20 protein-coding genes are annotated in these 15,550 nt (G+C 65.4%); 9 read left to right on the top strand and 11 right to left on the bottom strand.

Features of this window, described 5'->3' with window-relative positions; translation table 11 throughout:
- Positions 1-140: 140 nt before the first annotated feature.
- The 6 genes from ACIPPQ_RS10650 to ACIPPQ_RS10675 all read left to right on the top strand — a co-directional run bounded on the left by ACIPPQ_RS10650 (position 141) and on the right by ACIPPQ_RS10675 (position 9,008).
- The gene (locus tag ACIPPQ_RS10650) at positions 141-2,924 is read left to right on the top strand and encodes a helicase-related protein (protein ID WP_446544071.1); all 2,784 of its coding nucleotides are present in this window, start codon (positions 141-143) and stop codon (positions 2,922-2,924) included.
- A complete protein-coding gene (locus ACIPPQ_RS10655; protein ID WP_446544072.1) occupies positions 2,924-3,283 on the top strand; it encodes a S4 domain-containing protein in 360 nt (119 codons plus the stop codon). The genes ACIPPQ_RS10650 and ACIPPQ_RS10655 overlap by 1 nt, the downstream gene beginning before the upstream one ends.
- Positions 3,284-3,398: 115 nt before the next feature.
- The gene (fdxA, locus tag ACIPPQ_RS10660; RefSeq protein WP_192647234.1) at positions 3,399-3,737 is read left to right on the top strand and encodes a ferredoxin FdxA; all 339 of its coding nucleotides are present in this window, start codon (positions 3,399-3,401) and stop codon (positions 3,735-3,737) included.
- Between the two features lie 153 nt (positions 3,738-3,890).
- Positions 3,891-4,541: an ATP-dependent Clp endopeptidase proteolytic subunit ClpP gene (clpP, locus tag ACIPPQ_RS10665; protein WP_327450978.1), complete on the top strand. Its 651-nt coding sequence runs from the start codon at positions 3,891-3,893 to the stop codon at positions 4,539-4,541.
- A 259-nt stretch (positions 4,542-4,800) separates the two neighbouring features.
- On the top strand, positions 4,801-6,072 hold the full coding sequence (gene clpX / locus ACIPPQ_RS10670; protein WP_327450980.1) for an ATP-dependent Clp protease ATP-binding subunit ClpX: 1,272 nt from the start codon (positions 4,801-4,803) through the stop codon (positions 6,070-6,072).
- A gap of 269 nt (positions 6,073-6,341) precedes the next feature.
- Complete coding sequence (locus tag ACIPPQ_RS10675; protein ID WP_446544073.1) at positions 6,342-9,008, top strand: TonB-dependent receptor; 2,667 nt, start codon at positions 6,342-6,344, stop codon at positions 9,006-9,008.
- Between the two features lie 100 nt (positions 9,009-9,108).
- Here the strand turns inward: ACIPPQ_RS10675 and ACIPPQ_RS10680 are convergent, their stop codons facing one another.
- The 10 genes from ACIPPQ_RS10680 to ACIPPQ_RS10725 all read right to left on the bottom strand — a co-directional run bounded on the left by ACIPPQ_RS10680 (position 9,109) and on the right by ACIPPQ_RS10725 (position 12,762).
- The gene (locus tag ACIPPQ_RS10680) at positions 9,109-9,519 is read right to left on the bottom strand and encodes a SufE family protein (protein ID WP_327450985.1); all 411 of its coding nucleotides are present in this window, start codon (positions 9,517-9,519) and stop codon (positions 9,109-9,111) included.
- Between the two features lie 133 nt (positions 9,520-9,652).
- Entirely contained in the window at positions 9,653-9,898 is a 246-nt protein-coding gene (locus tag ACIPPQ_RS10685) for a hypothetical protein (RefSeq protein ID WP_062185136.1), read from the bottom strand.
- Between the two features lie 23 nt (positions 9,899-9,921).
- Complete coding sequence (locus ACIPPQ_RS10690; protein WP_192647240.1) at positions 9,922-10,185, bottom strand: hypothetical protein; 264 nt, start codon at positions 10,183-10,185, stop codon at positions 9,922-9,924.
- A gap of 29 nt (positions 10,186-10,214) precedes the next feature.
- Positions 10,215-10,478, bottom strand: a complete 264-nt coding sequence (locus tag ACIPPQ_RS10695) for a hypothetical protein (RefSeq protein WP_294031774.1) — start codon at positions 10,476-10,478, stop codon at positions 10,215-10,217.
- 10 nt (positions 10,479-10,488) lie between these two features.
- On the bottom strand, positions 10,489-10,806 hold the full coding sequence (locus ACIPPQ_RS10700; protein WP_446544074.1) for a hypothetical protein: 318 nt from the start codon (positions 10,804-10,806) through the stop codon (positions 10,489-10,491).
- Between the two features lie 13 nt (positions 10,807-10,819).
- The gene (locus ACIPPQ_RS10705; RefSeq protein ID WP_327450994.1) at positions 10,820-11,119 is read right to left on the bottom strand and encodes a hypothetical protein; all 300 of its coding nucleotides are present in this window, start codon (positions 11,117-11,119) and stop codon (positions 10,820-10,822) included.
- Between the two features lie 39 nt (positions 11,120-11,158).
- Entirely contained in the window at positions 11,159-11,539 is a 381-nt protein-coding gene (gene pspC, locus ACIPPQ_RS10710; RefSeq protein WP_294031779.1) for an envelope stress response membrane protein PspC, read from the bottom strand.
- A 1-nt stretch (position 11,540) separates the two neighbouring features.
- Positions 11,541-11,819: an envelope stress response membrane protein PspB gene (gene pspB / locus ACIPPQ_RS10715; protein WP_446544075.1), complete on the bottom strand. Its 279-nt coding sequence runs from the start codon at positions 11,817-11,819 to the stop codon at positions 11,541-11,543.
- A 12-nt stretch (positions 11,820-11,831) separates the two neighbouring features.
- Positions 11,832-12,494 (bottom strand): phage shock protein PspA, encoded by a 663-nt coding sequence (gene pspA, locus ACIPPQ_RS10720; RefSeq protein WP_446544076.1) that lies wholly within the window; start codon positions 12,492-12,494, stop codon positions 11,832-11,834.
- A gap of 97 nt (positions 12,495-12,591) precedes the next feature.
- On the bottom strand, positions 12,592-12,762 hold the full coding sequence (locus ACIPPQ_RS10725; protein WP_327451003.1) for a hypothetical protein: 171 nt from the start codon (positions 12,760-12,762) through the stop codon (positions 12,592-12,594).
- Positions 12,763-12,938: 176 nt separating this feature from the next.
- Between ACIPPQ_RS10725 and pspF the strand changes: the two genes are divergently transcribed.
- On the top strand, positions 12,939-13,964 hold the full coding sequence (gene pspF / locus ACIPPQ_RS10730) for a phage shock protein operon transcriptional activator (RefSeq protein ID WP_446544077.1): 1,026 nt from the start codon (positions 12,939-12,941) through the stop codon (positions 13,962-13,964).
- A 12-nt stretch (positions 13,965-13,976) separates the two neighbouring features.
- On the opposite strand, the gene ACIPPQ_RS10735 is transcribed toward pspF, so the two are convergent.
- Entirely contained in the window at positions 13,977-14,498 is a 522-nt protein-coding gene (locus tag ACIPPQ_RS10735; protein WP_446544078.1) for a hypothetical protein, read from the bottom strand.
- Positions 14,499-14,726: 228 nt separating this feature from the next.
- On the opposite strand from ACIPPQ_RS10735, the gene rplU reads away from it, so the two are divergent.
- Together rplU and rpmA are read left to right on the top strand one after the other, a co-directional pair.
- Entirely contained in the window at positions 14,727-15,206 is a 480-nt protein-coding gene (gene rplU, locus ACIPPQ_RS10740; protein ID WP_446544079.1) for a 50S ribosomal protein L21, read from the top strand.
- A gap of 52 nt (positions 15,207-15,258) precedes the next feature.
- Positions 15,259-15,528 carry a 50S ribosomal protein L27 gene (gene rpmA, locus ACIPPQ_RS10745; protein ID WP_037513604.1) on the top strand — a complete coding sequence of 90 codons (270 nt, stop codon included), beginning with the start codon at positions 15,259-15,261 and terminating at the stop codon, positions 15,526-15,528.
- Positions 15,529-15,550 lie beyond the last annotated feature (22 nt).

The following is a 15,550-nucleotide window of genomic DNA, read 5'->3' on the forward strand; positions in this document are numbered from 1 at the left end:
TTTGCCGCGGCGCATTGCGGCAAGGCGTGGCGGGGTCGGGATATTATGCAACAGTGTGGAAAAAATCGGCCTCCATCCTGCCACGAGGCGATCGGCTGTTGCGCCGCGCCCGCACCCATGCCAGCTTGGCTCCCAAGAAAATGACGTCACCCTCCTCCCAGCCGGTCAAGGCTGTCCTTGGCCCCACCAACACCGGCAAAACCCATTTGGCGGTCGAGCGCCTGACCGCCCATTCGAGCGGCATGATCGGCTTTCCGCTGCGCCTGCTCGCGCGCGAAGTTTACGACCGCGTCGTCGCGATCAAGGGCGCCGCGCAGGTGGGACTCGTCACCGGCGAAGAGCGAATCCTGCCGCCCGATGCGCGCTACCTGCTCGGCACGATGGAAGCGCTGCCGGTCGAGCGCGACGTCGCCTTCGTCGGGATCGACGAGGCGCAGCTTGGCGCCGACCCCGAGCGCGGGCATGTCTTCACCGACCGGCTGCTGCGCGCGCGCGGGCGCGAGGAAACGATGATCCTCGGCTCGGCGAGCATCCGCGGGCTGGTCAAGGGACTGGTGCCCGAGGCCGAGATCATCACCCGGCCGCGTTTCTCGACCTTGAGCTACGCCGGGTCGTCGAAGCTCTCGCGCCTCCCCAAACGCTCGGCGATCGTCGCTTTCTCGGCCGAGGAAGTCTATGCGATCGCCGAAATGCTGCGCCGCTTTTCGGGCGGCGCCGCGGTCGTGATGGGGGCGCTCAGCCCCAAGACGCGCAATGCGCAGGTCGCGATGTTCGAGGCGGGCGAAGTCGATTATCTCGTCGCGACCGACGCGATCGGCATGGGGCTCAACCTCGACGTCCAGCATGTCGCCTTTGCGAGCCTGCAGAAATTCGACGGGCGCCGCCTCCGCCGCCTGACGGTTTCGGAAATGGCGCAGATCGCGGGGCGCGCCGGGCGTCACCAGCAGGACGGCGGCTTCGGCACCGTCGGGCTGCCGCAGGGCGGCTTCACGCCTGAGGAAATCCACGCAATCGAGGGACATCATTTCCCGCCGCTCGCGAGCCTGTTCTGGCGCAACCCGACCCCGGGCTTCGGCTCGCTCGACCAGCTTTTGTCCGACCTGGCGCAGCCGCCGGACCAGCCAATGCTGCGCGCCGCGCCCGAGGCGGTCGACATCGCGGTGCTCAAGCATCTGGCGGGTGATATGGAGGTGCGCGCACGCGGCGGCGATTTCGACGCGGTCCAGCGATTGTGGGACGTCTGCGGCCTCCCCGATTTCGAACAATTGGGCGCCGAGCACCATAGCCGCACCATATTCAAGCTGTGGCAATGGCGCACGAGCGGCGACGGGATGATCGATCCCGACTGGTTCGCGCGCCGCCTTGCGCGGCTCAACGACGTCGAGGGCGACATCGACCAGCTCGCAAGCCGCATCGCCGCGGTGCGCACGCTCTGCTTCATCGCGCAGCGCGGCGACTGGATCGCGGGCGCGGCGGGGTGGACCGAGCAAACGCAGGCGCTCGAATCGCGCCTGTCCGACGCGCTGCACGCGGCGCTCGCGCAGCGTTTCGTCGACCGGCGGCTCGCGCTGCTGCTGCGCGACGCGGGACAGCGCAATGCCGCGCTGCCCGTCGCGGTCGGCGCCGACGGCACCGTCGCGGTCGACGGCGAGGCGATCGGAACGCTCAAGGGCTTCCAGTTCAAGGTCGATCCGGTGGCGAAAGCGAGCGACCACCGCATGCTGCTTGCGGCGGCCGAAAAGCATCTGCGCGCCGAACTCGCGCGCCGCGCGACCGCGCTCGCCGAGGGCGACGACGGCGCGCTGTCGCTGATCGCCGAGCCGGGGACCGCGCCGCGCCTCGCCTGGCACGGCCACGCGATCGCGACGCTCGCGCGCGGGCCGACGCTCGTCCAGCCGGCGATCCAGGTCGACCCATCGCTACGGCGGCTCGAACTGCATCAGGTGCAGGCGATTTCCGAACGGCTCCAGCGCTTCGTCGCGCAGCAGCTCGCGCGCCACGCGGGACCGCTCGCCGCGATGGGCGAGGCGGCGGGCGACCTCTTCACCCCGCCGCGCGTGCGCGCGCTGCTCGCCGCGCTCACCGACAACAGCGGGACGATCGGCCGTGCTATGGTCGAGGATCAGCTCAACGCGCTGACGCCCGAAGAGCGCCCGCAGCTGCGCAAGCTCGGCTTCACCATCGGCTCGCTCGATCTCTTCCACCCGCTGCTGCTCAAGCCCGAGGCGGTGCGCTGGCGCGCCGCGCTGACGGCGGCGCAGCAGGGCGCGCCGGTTCCTGCGCTGCCGCCGCACGGCGCGGTGCTGCAAAAGGCGGGCAGCCACGCCGGGCTGGTCATCGCGGGTTTCCGCCGCTGTGCGTCGGGCTGGCTGCGCATCGACATGGCCGAAAAACTCGCGCGTCAGGCGCATGCCGCGCGGATGCAGGCCGCGGCACCGCCGACCGCGCCGCTGGTCGGCCGCGACGATCATCATGACGATCATGCGAACGACGAGCATGAGGGCGTCAGCGCCGCGCCGCCGCCCGGCTTCATCATCGACCCGGCGCTCGCCACTTCGCTCGGACTCGACGAGGAGACACGCCGCGCGCTGCTCGGCAGCTTCGGCTTCCGCAGCATTGGCGAACCCGCGCTGCAGCGCTGGCGCTGGTCGGGACTGCGCAAGGCGGCCGAAAAACGCCCGCGCCGCAAACCGCATCCGCATCGCAAGAGTGCCGACGCGCCGACGCGCGCCGCGAACGGCGAAACAAGGCGCCCGCCCGCGCATCAGGCGAAGGGCAAGCGCGGCGAGCCGGACAAAGTGCGCGTCGACGCCCCGCGCCCGCCGCGCCCCGATCGCCCCGACCGGCAGCCTCGTCGCGGTCCGTCGCCGAACAGCCCCTTTGCGGGCCTCGCCGCGCTCCTCGCGGACGCACGCAAAGACTGATGGCAAGCCCGGGCGCCGCAGGAAGCATCCGGCTCGACAAGCTGCTGTGGTTCCTGCGCTTCGCGCGCTCGCGCAGCATCGCGCAGGCGATGGTCGAAGCGGGACATATAAGGCTCGATGGGCGGCGCATCACGCGTTCGTCGTGCGCGGTGCATGCCGGGTCGACGCTCGTTCTGCCGGTTGGCGAGCGGATCGAGGTGCTTCGCCTGCTGTCACTGCCGCTGCGCCGCGGCCCCGCGCCCGAGGCGCAGGCTTGTTACCAGCGGCTCGATCCCGGCGTTTTGCCGCCCGCACCAATGGCTATCGACGCCGATGGAAATGCTTTGCACCCCGAAGACCCCGACCGTCCTATTCAATGAGAGTGATTCGCAACTGTCGCTTAGCGTTGACGCACCGCCGTCACGCGGCATAGAGGCGAGCCCATATGGAGAGCCTGACGGCCCGATTGCCGTCATCTGAGGGAGCCGAAAGCCCATGACCTATGTCGTCACCGATGCCTGCGTCCGGTGCAAATATATGGACTGTGTCGAGGTGTGCCCCGTCGACTGTTTCTATGAGGGCGAGAATATGCTCGTCATCAACCCGAACGAATGCATCGACTGCGGCGTGTGCGAACCCGAATGCCCCGCCGAGGCGATCCTGCCCGACACCGAGAGCGGCCTCGAAAAGTGGCTCGAGGTGAACGCCAAGTTCAGCGCCGAATGGCCGAACATCACGGTCAAGAAGGAAACCCCCGCGGACGCCGACGAGTTCAAGGGTGTCGAGAACAAGTTCGAGACGCTCTTCTCGCCCGAACCCGGCGAGGGCGACTGACCCGAAATCGAACAAACGGAACGGGGCGGGACTTTCCCGCCCCTTCTTTTTGCCCCCTTGAAAGAGCTCCGCTTGGCGACGATGTAGGACGTCGGAGGGGCCAGCCCGCCGGTTCTCGGCACGGCATCCCGGAAACATAAGGACGAAATCCCAATGATCGACCCGCTCGCAGCCCTGGTTCCCGTCGTCGTCGAACAGACGAGCCGCGGCGAACGCAGCTTCGACATTTTCTCCCGCCTGCTGCGCGAACGGATCGTCTTCGTCACCGGCGAGGTCGAGGACAATATGGCCTCGCTGATCGTCGCCCAATTGCTGTTCCTCGAATCGGAGAATCCGAAGAAGGACATCTATATGTACATCAACTCGCCGGGCGGCGTCGTCACGGCGGGCATGGCGATTCACGACACGATGCAGTATATTCGTCCGCGCGTCGGCACGGTGTGCATCGGCCAAGCGGCGTCGATGGGCAGCTTCCTGCTCGCCGCGGGCGAGCCCGGGATGCGCGTCGCGCTGACCAATGCGCGCGTGATGGTCCACCAGCCGTCGGGCGGCGCGCGCGGCATGGCGTCGGACATCGAGATCCAGGCCAAGGAAATCCTGCGCATCCGCAAGCGGATGAACGACCTCTATGTGAAATATACCGGCAAGTCGCTGAAAGAGATCGAAAAGGCGATGGACCGCGACACCTTCCTCGAAGCCGATGAAGCCAAGGCATTCGGCCTCGTCGACCATGTCTACGATCGCCGTCCCGGCCTTCCCGGCGACGAAGCGCCGAAGGATGTAAGCGAAGGCCCGACGCCCTGATGCGACCGGGTTCGGCACCGGCCCGCTCCCCCACCCGGCCTCCACAGAGTATCCTGAAATGGGAGGCCGGGTGGGGGAGCGGGCCGGTGCCGCGCAAGGCCGAAAAGGCTCCTTAACCGCGTTTCTTGACGACCGCTTCGCCCTCCGGCGCTACGCGGGACATTGTACCCATGTCACCCAATTGCCATATTGTAATTGGGTGACCGGGGACTAGGATAAAGGCGGCGTTGCCCCTTTTGGGCATGCCATAGGAAGTTTTATGACGAAATTGAGTGGCTCGGACAGCAAGAGCACCCTTTACTGCTCCTTCTGCGGCAAGTCGCAGCACGAAGTCCGCAAGCTGATTGCAGGGCCGACCGTGTTCATCTGCGACGAATGCGTCGAGCTGTGCAACGACATCATCCGCGAAGAGATCAAGGGCGGCGTCGCCGCGCGCAAGGACGGTGCGGTGCCGACCCCGCTGGAAATCTGCCAGCATCTCGACGCCTATGTCATCGGCCAGAACACCGCCAAGCGCGTGCTGTCGGTCGCGGTGCACAATCATTACAAGCGCCTCGCGAACAGCGGCCGCGGCGACGACGTCGAACTGGCGAAGTCGAACATCCTGCTCGTCGGCCCGACCGGCAGCGGCAAGACCTTGCTCGCACAGACGCTCGCGCGCTTCCTCGACGTGCCCTTCACCATGGCCGATGCGACGACGCTCACCGAAGCCGGCTATGTCGGCGAGGATGTCGAGAACATCATCCTGAAGCTGCTGCAGGCCAGCGACTATAATGTCGAAAAGGCGCAGCGCGGCATCGTGTACATCGACGAGATCGACAAGATCAGCCGCAAGGCCGAAAACCCGTCGATCACGCGCGACGTGTCGGGCGAAGGCGTGCAGCAGGCGCTGCTCAAGCTGATGGAAGGCACGACCGCGAGCGTTCCGCCGCAGGGCGGCCGCAAGCATCCGCAGCAGGAGTTCCTGCAGGTCGACACGACGAACATCCTGTTCATCGCGGGCGGCGCGTTCAGCGGCCTCGAAAAGATCATCGGCGACCGCCTCCAGGGCAAGTCGATCGGTTTCGGCGCGCATGTCGCCGGCCCCGACGAGCGCCGTTCGGGCGAAGTGCTCAAGCAGATCGAGCCCGAGGATCTCCTGAAGTTCGGCCTGATCCCCGAATTCGTCGGCCGCCTGCCCGTCATTGCGACGCTCGAGGATCTCGACGTCGACGCACTGGTCAAGATCCTCGGCGAGCCCAAGAATGCGCTGGTCAAGCAGTATAAGAAGCTGTTCGACCTCGAAGAGGTCGCGCTGACCTTCACCGACGATGCGCTGGTCGCGGTCGCGAAAAAGGCGATCGAACGCAAGACCGGGGCGCGCGGGCTGCGCTCGATTGTCGAGGCGATCCTGCTCGACACGATGTTCGACCTGCCCGACCTTGCCGATGTCGTCGAGATCGTCGTCGACAAGGATGTCGTCGAGGGCCGCAAGGACCCCGTGCGCGTCTATGCGGACAAGACCAAAGAAGCGGCCGGCGACGCCGCCTGAGTCGCAAAGGGGCGCCCCTCGGGGCGCCCTTTATGTTGCATTGCAGCAACAGTTGCCGGAAAAAACGCATCCACGCCTGTGGATAAATCCGGAAGCCCTACGCAAATTCGCGCTTTTTTAGCGCTTCCCCGGCCGCCGCGCCGCTCGCGGGTTGCACTGTCACAATTGCTGTCACAATCGTGCCACATGCGGGCTTCAGGGGCGCTCGCAGGTTTGGCGCGCCCCATTTGTGCGCCTGCCGAATGCACCACCAAAGGGGAAATCCTGAAATGAAATTCCGTCACACGCTTGCCGCCAGCGTTGCGCTGATCCCGGTCGCGCTGCTGTCCACGCCCGCCCTCGCCCAGTCGACGGGCTCGCAGGACTTCGAAAACGAGATCATCGTCACCGGTTCGCGCACGAACCAGGGCGTCGGCGGCGTGATCACGCCCGACACGACGAAGGCCAAGGCCGTCCTGACCCAGGAATTCATCGAGCGCCAGACGCCCGGCCAGACCGTCAACGACCTGATCAACCAGCTTCCGGGCGTCAGCTTCCAGAACAACGACCCGTTCGGTTCGGCCGGCGGCAAGATGTCGATCCGCGGTTTCGACAACACGCGCATCAGCCAGACGTTCGACGGCGTGCCGCTCAACGATTCGGGCAACTATGCGCTCTATTCGAACCAGCAGCTCGACCCCGAGCTGATCGACCAGGTCAACGTCAACCTCGGTTCGACCGACGTCGACAGCCCGACCGCCGCCGCTTCGGGTTCGACCGTCAACTATCGCACGCGCACCCCGAGCGAAGAGTTCGGCGTGAAGGTCGTCGGTTCGGCCGGTGACTTCAACTTCTTCCGCATCTTCGGCATGGTCGACACCGGCGTGCTGACCCCGTGGGGCACGCGCGCCTTCATCTCGGGCAGCTCGGCGACCAACGACACCGTGTTCGGCAATGTCGACGGCCCCGTCCTGAAAGCGCACCGTGGCCGCATCAACAAGAAGCAGTTCAACGGCAAGATCTATCAGCCGATCGGCGAAGACGGCGACTTCGTCGCGGTGTCGGGCCATTATAACGAGAACCGCAACAATTTCTTCGGTTCGGTCCCGCTGCGCAATTTCAACAATAACGCGACGAACTTCGTCCCCAACATCTTCCCGCAGGACAAGGACGACCGCGATTATGGCATCGCGCGTTGCCAGATCAACACGGTCGCCCGCGCGGGTCAGGCCGACGTCGCGAACAGCTGCGGCTCGACCTTCGACGAACGCATGAACCCGTCGAACACCGGCAACATCCGCGTAAATTCGCGCTTCACGCTCGCCGAAGGGCTGGTCCTGACGGTCGACCCGAGCTTCCAGTACACCAAGGCGAATGGCGGCGGCACCGTCGTCGCGCAGGAAGCACGCCGCGACGTGAACCCCAACCCGTTCGTGGGCACCACGCCGACCAACTCGAACTGCAACACGACGCCCAACGGCCCGTTCGTCAGCTGCCAGACCGGCTATATCGGCGGCACGCCCTATTTCGGCCGCGACCTCAACGGTGACGGCGACCTGCTCGACACGGTTCGCGTGCTCGCGCCGAGCCAGACGCAGACCAACCGCTACGGCCTGATCACCGGCCTGCGCTATGAAATGGGCGACCACACGTTCCGCGTTTTCTACAGCTATGAACGCGCGCGTCACCGCCAGACCGGCGAAACCAACATGCTGCGCCTCGACGGCCAGCCGACCGACCCGTTCGCGGTCAACGATCCGCTCGTCGACGTGAACGGCAACGTCCTGCAAAAGCGTGACCGCAAGTCGATCGCGACGCTGAACCTGTTCGGCGGCGAATATCGCGGCGAATTCGGTGCGCTGACCGTGCAGGCAGGCGGTTCGTACAAGATGTTCAAGCGCGACCTGACCAACTATTGCGCCACGTCGAGCGTGACCGGTTTCGTCGAATGCTTCGGCACCAACACCGCCGGCCTCGCCGCCTGGCTCGCCGCCAACCCGACGGTCAGCACGGGTCCGGGCGTCACCTCGCCGGTCCAGGGTCCGCAGCAGCGTATCCGCAAGTACAACAAGTTCACGCCGAACGTCGGCCTGACCTATGACGTGACCGACGACATGAGCGTCTTCGCGAACTATTCGAAGGGCGTGCAGGTCCCGGGTACGGACAACCTGTACAACGCGTTCTTCTTCCCGAACGACACCGAATCGGCGAACCCGGTTCCGGAAACCACCGACAACTTCGACCTTGGCCTGCGTTACCGCACCAGCCAGATCCAGGCACAGGCCGGCGTGTGGTACACGATCTTCAACGATCGCCTCGCCTCGTCGTTCGACCCGGAAACCGAGCGTAACGTTTATCGTAACCTCGGCCGCGTCGACAAATATGGTATCGACGCCAGCGTTTCGGTCCGTCCGATCCCCGAATTCTCGGTCTATGCGTTCGGTTCGTACCTGAAGTCGAAGATCAAGGACAATGTCCAGAACGGCATCTGCACCCAGGCGCAGGTGACCGCTGGCCAGTTCCTCTGCACCACCGTGGGCGCCCCGGCCTTCGCGCTGACCAAGGGCAAGCGCGAATCGGGTTCGCCGACCTTCACCCTCGGCGGCCGCGTCCAGGGCGATATCGGTCCGCTCTCGCTGGGTGCGCAGGCCAAGTACACCGGCCCGCGTTACGTGAACGACCAGAATCTGCCGCTGCTGCAGACGGTCGATGGCCGTGCTAACACGGCGGTCTATGGTGCGAAGGCACCGGGCTACACGCTGGTCGACCTCGACGCGCGCCTGAAGCTCGATTGGGCGGGTCTTGGCGACAAGGTCTACCTCCAGCTCAACATCACCAACGTGTTCGACAAGCTCTATGTCGGCGGTTTCGATGGCCAGCTGGCGGACAACACGGTTCCGTTCACCCAGATCGGCGCCCCGCGGACCTTCATCGGTTCGATGGTTGTGGCCTTCTAAGTCTGACGGCAGACACGAAACGGGGCGCGGGAGGCAACTTCCGCGCCCTTTTTCTTTGGGGGTAAGGCAGCCGCCCCGCGAGGCGGCGGCGGTGCGGCGATCAGCCCGCGGCGATACGCCGCGCGGTGTCCTGGACGAGCGCGATCATGTTGGGCACGCCCTGCGTGCGGTTCGACGAAAGCTGGCGCGTGAGGTCGAAGGGGGCGAGCGCCGCCGCGACGTCCATCGCCGCCACCTCGGCTGCGGGCTTGTCCTGCACCGCGGCGAGGACGAGCGCGACGATGCCCTTGGTGATCGCGGCATTGCTGTCGGCGAGGAAATGGAGCTGGCCGTCTTCGCGCGGCACCGGATAGACCCAGACGCTGGCCGAGCAACCGCGCACGAGCGTCGCGTCGGTCTTGAGCGCGTCGGGCATCGGTTCGAGCGTGCGCCCGAGTTCGATCAGGAGGCGATAGCGATCGTCGCCGTCGAGGAAATCATATTCGTCGAAGATATCGGTCAGGCTGCGCATGGCCGCGCCCCTCGCACAGAAGCCGTCCGGTTGGAAGGGGGCCTGAAACGACACCGGCCCGCTCCCCTGTCAGCCGCCGGACGGATGGCGACTGACAGGGGAGCGGGCCGGTGCGCGATATTATGGGGGTGGATTAGAGGTCGACCCCTGCCGCGATCGCTTCGAGCTTGCGCAGCCGTTCCTTGAGGTCGGCAATCTCGATCCGCGACCCGGCGTGCGGTACGCCCGGGTCCTGCGCCAGCGGCGCGTGGCCCGCGGCGAGTTCCTCGCGCTTGAGCTGGATCCAGTCGCGCCAGCCGCGCAGCGCGACCAGGCTGACGATACTCAGCGCGGTCAGCGCGACGGCGGCGGCGGTGAAGTCGGGGGTGATGAAGGCCATGAGCGTTGCTCCTTTGCCAGCGTTCAGATTTTGCTGCTGTCGCGCAGCTTCTCGATTTCCTGGTCGAGGGTGACGGCGCGGTTGTTGTCGGTGGCGATGCGTTCGAGCACCTGGATGCGATCCTTGAGTGCGCGGATTTCGGCCTGCAGCGCCTTGGTTTCGCTATTGTCGGTGGCGACGAAATAGTCGCCGCCCTTGTGATCGCGGCGGATGCCGTGCTTGGCGCGAACGATGCTGCCGATGGTCACGATCAGGACGATGCCGACAACCATTTCAAACGGGCCCATGGGGAGGTTCCTTTCCGTATATCTTTGTTTTAGTTCAGCGGGGCGTCGCGCAGCTTTTCGATCTCGTCGGCGACATCAATTCCCTTGTCGGTAACGATGCGCTCGAGAACGCGGACGCGCGCCTCCAGCCGTTCGGTCTGCGCCGCATATTGTGCGGCCTTTTCGGCCGTCTCGTTGGTGATCGCCTTGAACTGCCGTTCCTTGAACTTCAGGTGACGCTCGTACGCGGCGTAACCGATGCCGAGCGTGACGGGCAGCCCGACGACGATGAAGAGGATGAAGATGGCTTCCATGTTCGTTCCTTCAGTTCGAGGGGCGCCGCAGCGCTTCGATCTCGTGGCTCAGCCGGTGGCTCTCGTCGGTGACGATGCGCTCGATCACCGCGAGGCGATCCTTCACCGAACCGAGCTCGGCGCGCAGTTGGGCATTTTCCTGGCTGATCAGCTTGACGCGTTCCATCGCCTCGTCGCTGGTCTTCGGATAAACCGCCTTGCCCCAGCTGTTTTCAAGCGGGTAACCGTTCTTGACGCGCAGCCAGGTGGTGAAGACCCATCCCGCGACCCCGGCCAGGCCGACGATCGCGGCGACGGGGGCGATGGTGTTCAGGACATCCAGATTCATGTCTTAAATCCTCTCAGCGCAGGCGGTCGATCTGGTTGGCGAGCTCCGCCGCCTGACCATTATTTTCGGTCGCGATGCGTTCGAGCACCGAAATCCGTTCTTCCAGCCGGCTGACCTGCCCCGCCAGCTTGGCGTTGTCATCAGTCAGCAGCGCGATTTTTCGATCAGCGTCGGGGTCGGTTCGATGAACCGTGCCGCCCCATTCATTCTCGACGGGATAGCCGTGCTTGGCGCGGATCCAGGTGGTGAACATCCAGCCGCCGATCGACAATGCGATGATGGCAAGGACGAAAGTGGTGCCACCGAAATTCATCAATCTTCTCCCTGTTGCTTTTGGCCCGCCCGGCCGGGATCAGCGCAGCGCGTCGATCTCGTCGGCGAGGCGGCGGTTGTGGCTGGTGTAATATTGCTCGATGTCGGCAAGCCGGCGGTCGATGTCGCGGAAGCGCGAGCGGATATCGCGGGTCGACGCGCTGGGGTTCGACCGGACGCCCTGCCAGAATTTCGCTTCCTCGTTCGAGCCGTAGAGCGCGAAGGGTTTGGGCGTGCCCATCCAGGCGACCATCCAGTAAGCGATCAGCGTCCAGGGGAAACCGCCCATCAGGGTGAGGAGCACTGCCCCGACGCGGACCCAGAGGACATCGATCCCGCTATAGTCCGCGATCCCCGAGCACACACCGCTCCATTTCGCGTTCTGCTTGTCGAGATAGAATTTCGTGCGGCTGGCAGACATCTCAGTTCCTCCTGGTCTTATAGTTTTCGATTTGCGCCAGTTCTTCATCGCTGCGTACCGCGGGGCGGAAGTCGGGATGGTCGGCGCTGATGATGCGTTCGACGGTGTGCAGGCGGTTTTCGAGGCGCCGTGCGGTATCGTAAAGTTCGTCGAGCAGCTGTTCATCTTCTCCGGTCAGCGTCTTGGCCTGCTTCCACTTCGTTATGTAGTGGAGGATGAGCCAGGGCAGACCGAGGAAGAGCGTTCCGATGACGATCGGGACAATGATGACTTCTTCCATCGGTCCGGCTCCTTATTTCTTGGCCTGTGCGGCCTTCAGCGCGGCGAGCTCGTCGGCGACCTTGTCGGCGGCCTGCAGCTCGGCGATCTCTTCGTCGAGCGACTTCTTGTAACCGAGGCTGAGCGCATCGGCGCGGCCTTCGGCTTCGTCGACGCGGCGTTCGAGCACTTCGAAGCGCGAGAAAGCGTCTTCGACCCGGTCGCCGTTGGTCATTTCGCGCAGCTTGTAGCGGTTCTCGGCGCTTTCGAGGCGGTTGACGACGCTCGACTGGCGCGCACGGGCTTCCGAAAGCTTCTTCTGCAGCTTCGCGATATCGGCTTCATAGCCGGTCAGCGCGTCGTCGAGAACGGCGATCTCGGCCTTCAGGCGGTCGGCCATGTCGCCGGCCTTCTGCTTTTCGACGAGCGCGGCGGTGGCGAGGTCTTCGCGGTCCTTCGACAGCGCGAGTTCGGCCTTTTCCTTCCAGCTGTCCTGCAGGCTTTCGAGCTTGGCGATGTGGCGGCGCATTTCCTTCTGGTCCGCGATCGTGCGGGCGGCGGAGGCGCGGACTTCGACGAGCGTTTCGTTCATCTCGAAGATGATCTGGCGGATCATCTTTTCCGGGTCTTCGGCCCGGTCGAGCAGGTCGGTGACGTTGGCGGCGATGATGTCGCGGGTTCGTGAGAAAATACCCATTTGAAACTCCTGTCGAAAACTTGAGACCATTGTCTTTTTAAGAAAGGCTGGTGCCGGGGCGGGGCAAGGGGGGAGAGTGCCCCGGCACCAGTGCCGGTCAGGCCAGAGCGCTGACCGCCGGGGTGGAAGCAGCGACCGTCAGCGGGCCGGCCGGGGAACCGGCAAGGCTGGCGGCAATCGCAGGCTGGTCGATCGCACCGACGAAAATCGCCAGTGCACCCACCGCGCTGAGCGCGAACGTAGCGGCCTGGGCAAACATCGTCTTCATGGGTCAACCTTCCTGTTTTTCGCTGCACCGGAGCGTGATGCGCCGGTTCGATGAAATCTTTGCAGGAGGCGTGCCAATTGCGCGAACTGGCGGAAAACTGCGCAACTTCACGCCGGATTCACGGGCAAGACCGATTCCCCTTGCCAATCAGCGGGAAAATTTGCCAATGATTGGGAATGGAGCGCGAAACGCAATTCATCGGCCAGTCGGCAGCCTTCCAGGATGCGGTCGAACGCGCGAGCCTCGCCGCGTCGCTCGACCGCCCGGTGCTGGTGATCGGCGAGCGCGGCACCGGCAAGGAGCTCATCGCCGAGCGCCTGCATCGCCTGTCGACGCGCTGGGACCGGCCCTATGTCATCATGAACTGCGCCGCGATGCCCGAAACGCTGATCGAATCCGAATTGTTCGGGCATGAGGCGGGCGCCTTCACCGGCGCGACGCGTACGCGCGCGGGCCGGTTCGAGGAGGCCGACGGCGGCACATTGTTCCTCGACGAGCTCGCGACGATGTCGATGGGCGCGCAGGAGCGCCTGCTGCGTGCGGTCGAATATGGCGAGGTCACGCGCGTCGGGTCGTCGCGCCCGATCCGCGTCGACGTCCGCATCGTCGCCGCGACGAACGAGCATCTGCCCGCGCTCGTCGACGACAACCGCTTCCGCGCCGACCTGCTCGACCGGCTGTCGTTCGAAGTCATCACCCTGCCCCCCTTGCGCGCGCGCGAAGGCGATATCGAGGTGCTCGCGACCTATTTCGGCCAGCGCATGGCGGCGGTGCTCGGCTGGGACGAATGGCCGGGCTTTGGCCCGCGCGCGCTCGCGGCGATGGAGGGGCACGACTGGCCGGGTAACGTCCGCGAACTCCGCAATGTGATCGAACGCGCGATCTATCGCTGGGCGGACCCCGAAAAGCCGGTCGATGCGCTGAGCTTCGACCCCTTCGCCAGCCCCTGGCAGCCGGTGACGCGCAAACCCGCCGCGAAGACCGAAGCACCGGGAGCGACCGCGACCGATGCCGCACCAGCGCTCGCGCCGCCCCCCGGCCCCGTGAGCGACCTGCGCGCCGCGGTCGACGGATATGAGAAGACGATCCTTGCCGACACGATGGCGCGCTGCCGCTTCAACCAGAAGGTCGCGGCCGAAGCGCTGGGACTAAGCTATGACCAGATTCGCCACGCGCTGAAAAAGCACGGGCTGAACCAGTAGGCCGATCCGGAACTATTGCCCCGGCAGCTGGCTGTTCAGCGCCTCGATAACCGCATCCTGCGTCGACGCGAGGTCGGCGAGCCGGTCGCGGAGCGCATAGATATCGGGCAGGCCATCGACCTGTTCGTCGATGCTGCGTTCGAGATAGAGGCGATCGATATCGGCGAGCGCGGCGGTGAGCGGCGCGCGGGCCGCGCTCAGCCGCGAGATCGCCTGTTGCGCGACGACCCAGCGCTCGCTGGCGACGGGCGCACCCGCCGCGGCCGACACGAGGGAGGCAGCCGTGCCGCGCTCGGCGGCAAAGCCCTGCTGGCCGGCGGCGGCATCCGATTCCCAGCGCGCGAGGCGGCCGGCGAGGTCGGTGGGCAGCGGACCCGGCGGCGCCACGACGACCGCAGGCGGCGCAATGTCGAATCGCCCCTCGACCGGTCGCTTCGCCAGCGACGGGGCGTCACCGCCCGGCGCGGCCGCGCAGCCCGCGAGCGGCAGCGATACGGCCGCTGTCAGCGATAACAAAAGAAACGCGCGCTTCATCGCCGCCCCTGATATGGGGCGACAGCCGGTCCAGCAAGCGCCGAATCGGCGTCATCGGCGATATTCGGCACCGCACCGCACTTTTGGACAAAAAGCGCGGAAATATGCGGTTGACAGCGGCGCGCTGGCTCGCTAGTGGCGCTGACTTTCCCGCATGCCGGAAAAATCGCCTGCTTCGGCGGGTGACTGGCAGCGTGGGTGTTTTAGTTTCTGATTGGATGGAAGACCATGTTCGCAATCGTGCGCACGGGCGGCAAGCAGTATCGCGTCGCCGCTGGAGACAAGATCGCCGTTGAAAAGATCGACGGCGAAGCTGGCGACACCGTGTCGCTGGGCGACATCCTGCTGGCCGGTGACGGCGGCGAAGTGAAGAGCGCCGAAGGCCTCGTCGTTTCGGCCGAGATCATCGCCCAGACGCGCGGCGAAAAGGTCATCGTCTTCAAGAAGCGCCGCCGGCACAACTACCGTCGCCGCAACGGTCACCGCCAGTCGCTGACGCTGCTGCGCATCCTCGCCGTCGGCGATGCCAAGAAGGCCGCGCCGAAGAAGGAAGCCGCTCCGAAGGCAGAGGCCGCTCCGGCCGCCGAAGCCAAGGCTGCTGCGCCCGCCAAGGAAGCCGCGCCCAAGAAGGCTGCTGCTCCCAAGGCCGAAGCCGCCGCCGAAAAGAAGCCCGCTGCCAAGAAGGCAGCCCCCAAGAAGGAAGCCTGAGCGCGGCAACGCCGCTCGGCCTCTCGAACGAACGAATTAAGGAGCATCAGTCATGGCACATAAGAAAGCAGGCGGTTCTTCGCGCAACGGTCGCGACTCAGCCGGCCGCCGCCTTGGCGTGAAGAAGTTCGGCGGTCAGGAAGTGATCGGCGGCAACATTATCGTGCGCCAGCGCGGCACCAAGGTTTACCCGGGTGTCAACGTTGGCATGGGCAAGGACCACACGCTGTTCGCCACCGCGGACGGCCAGGTCCGATTCCACGATGGCAAGCTTGGCCGCAAATATGTGTCGGTCGACGCCATGGCGGAAGCCGCCGAATAAGGACGATCTTCCAGGGTCGTCC

The sequence above is a fragment of the Sphingopyxis sp. LARHCG72 genome (assembly GCF_052871675.1).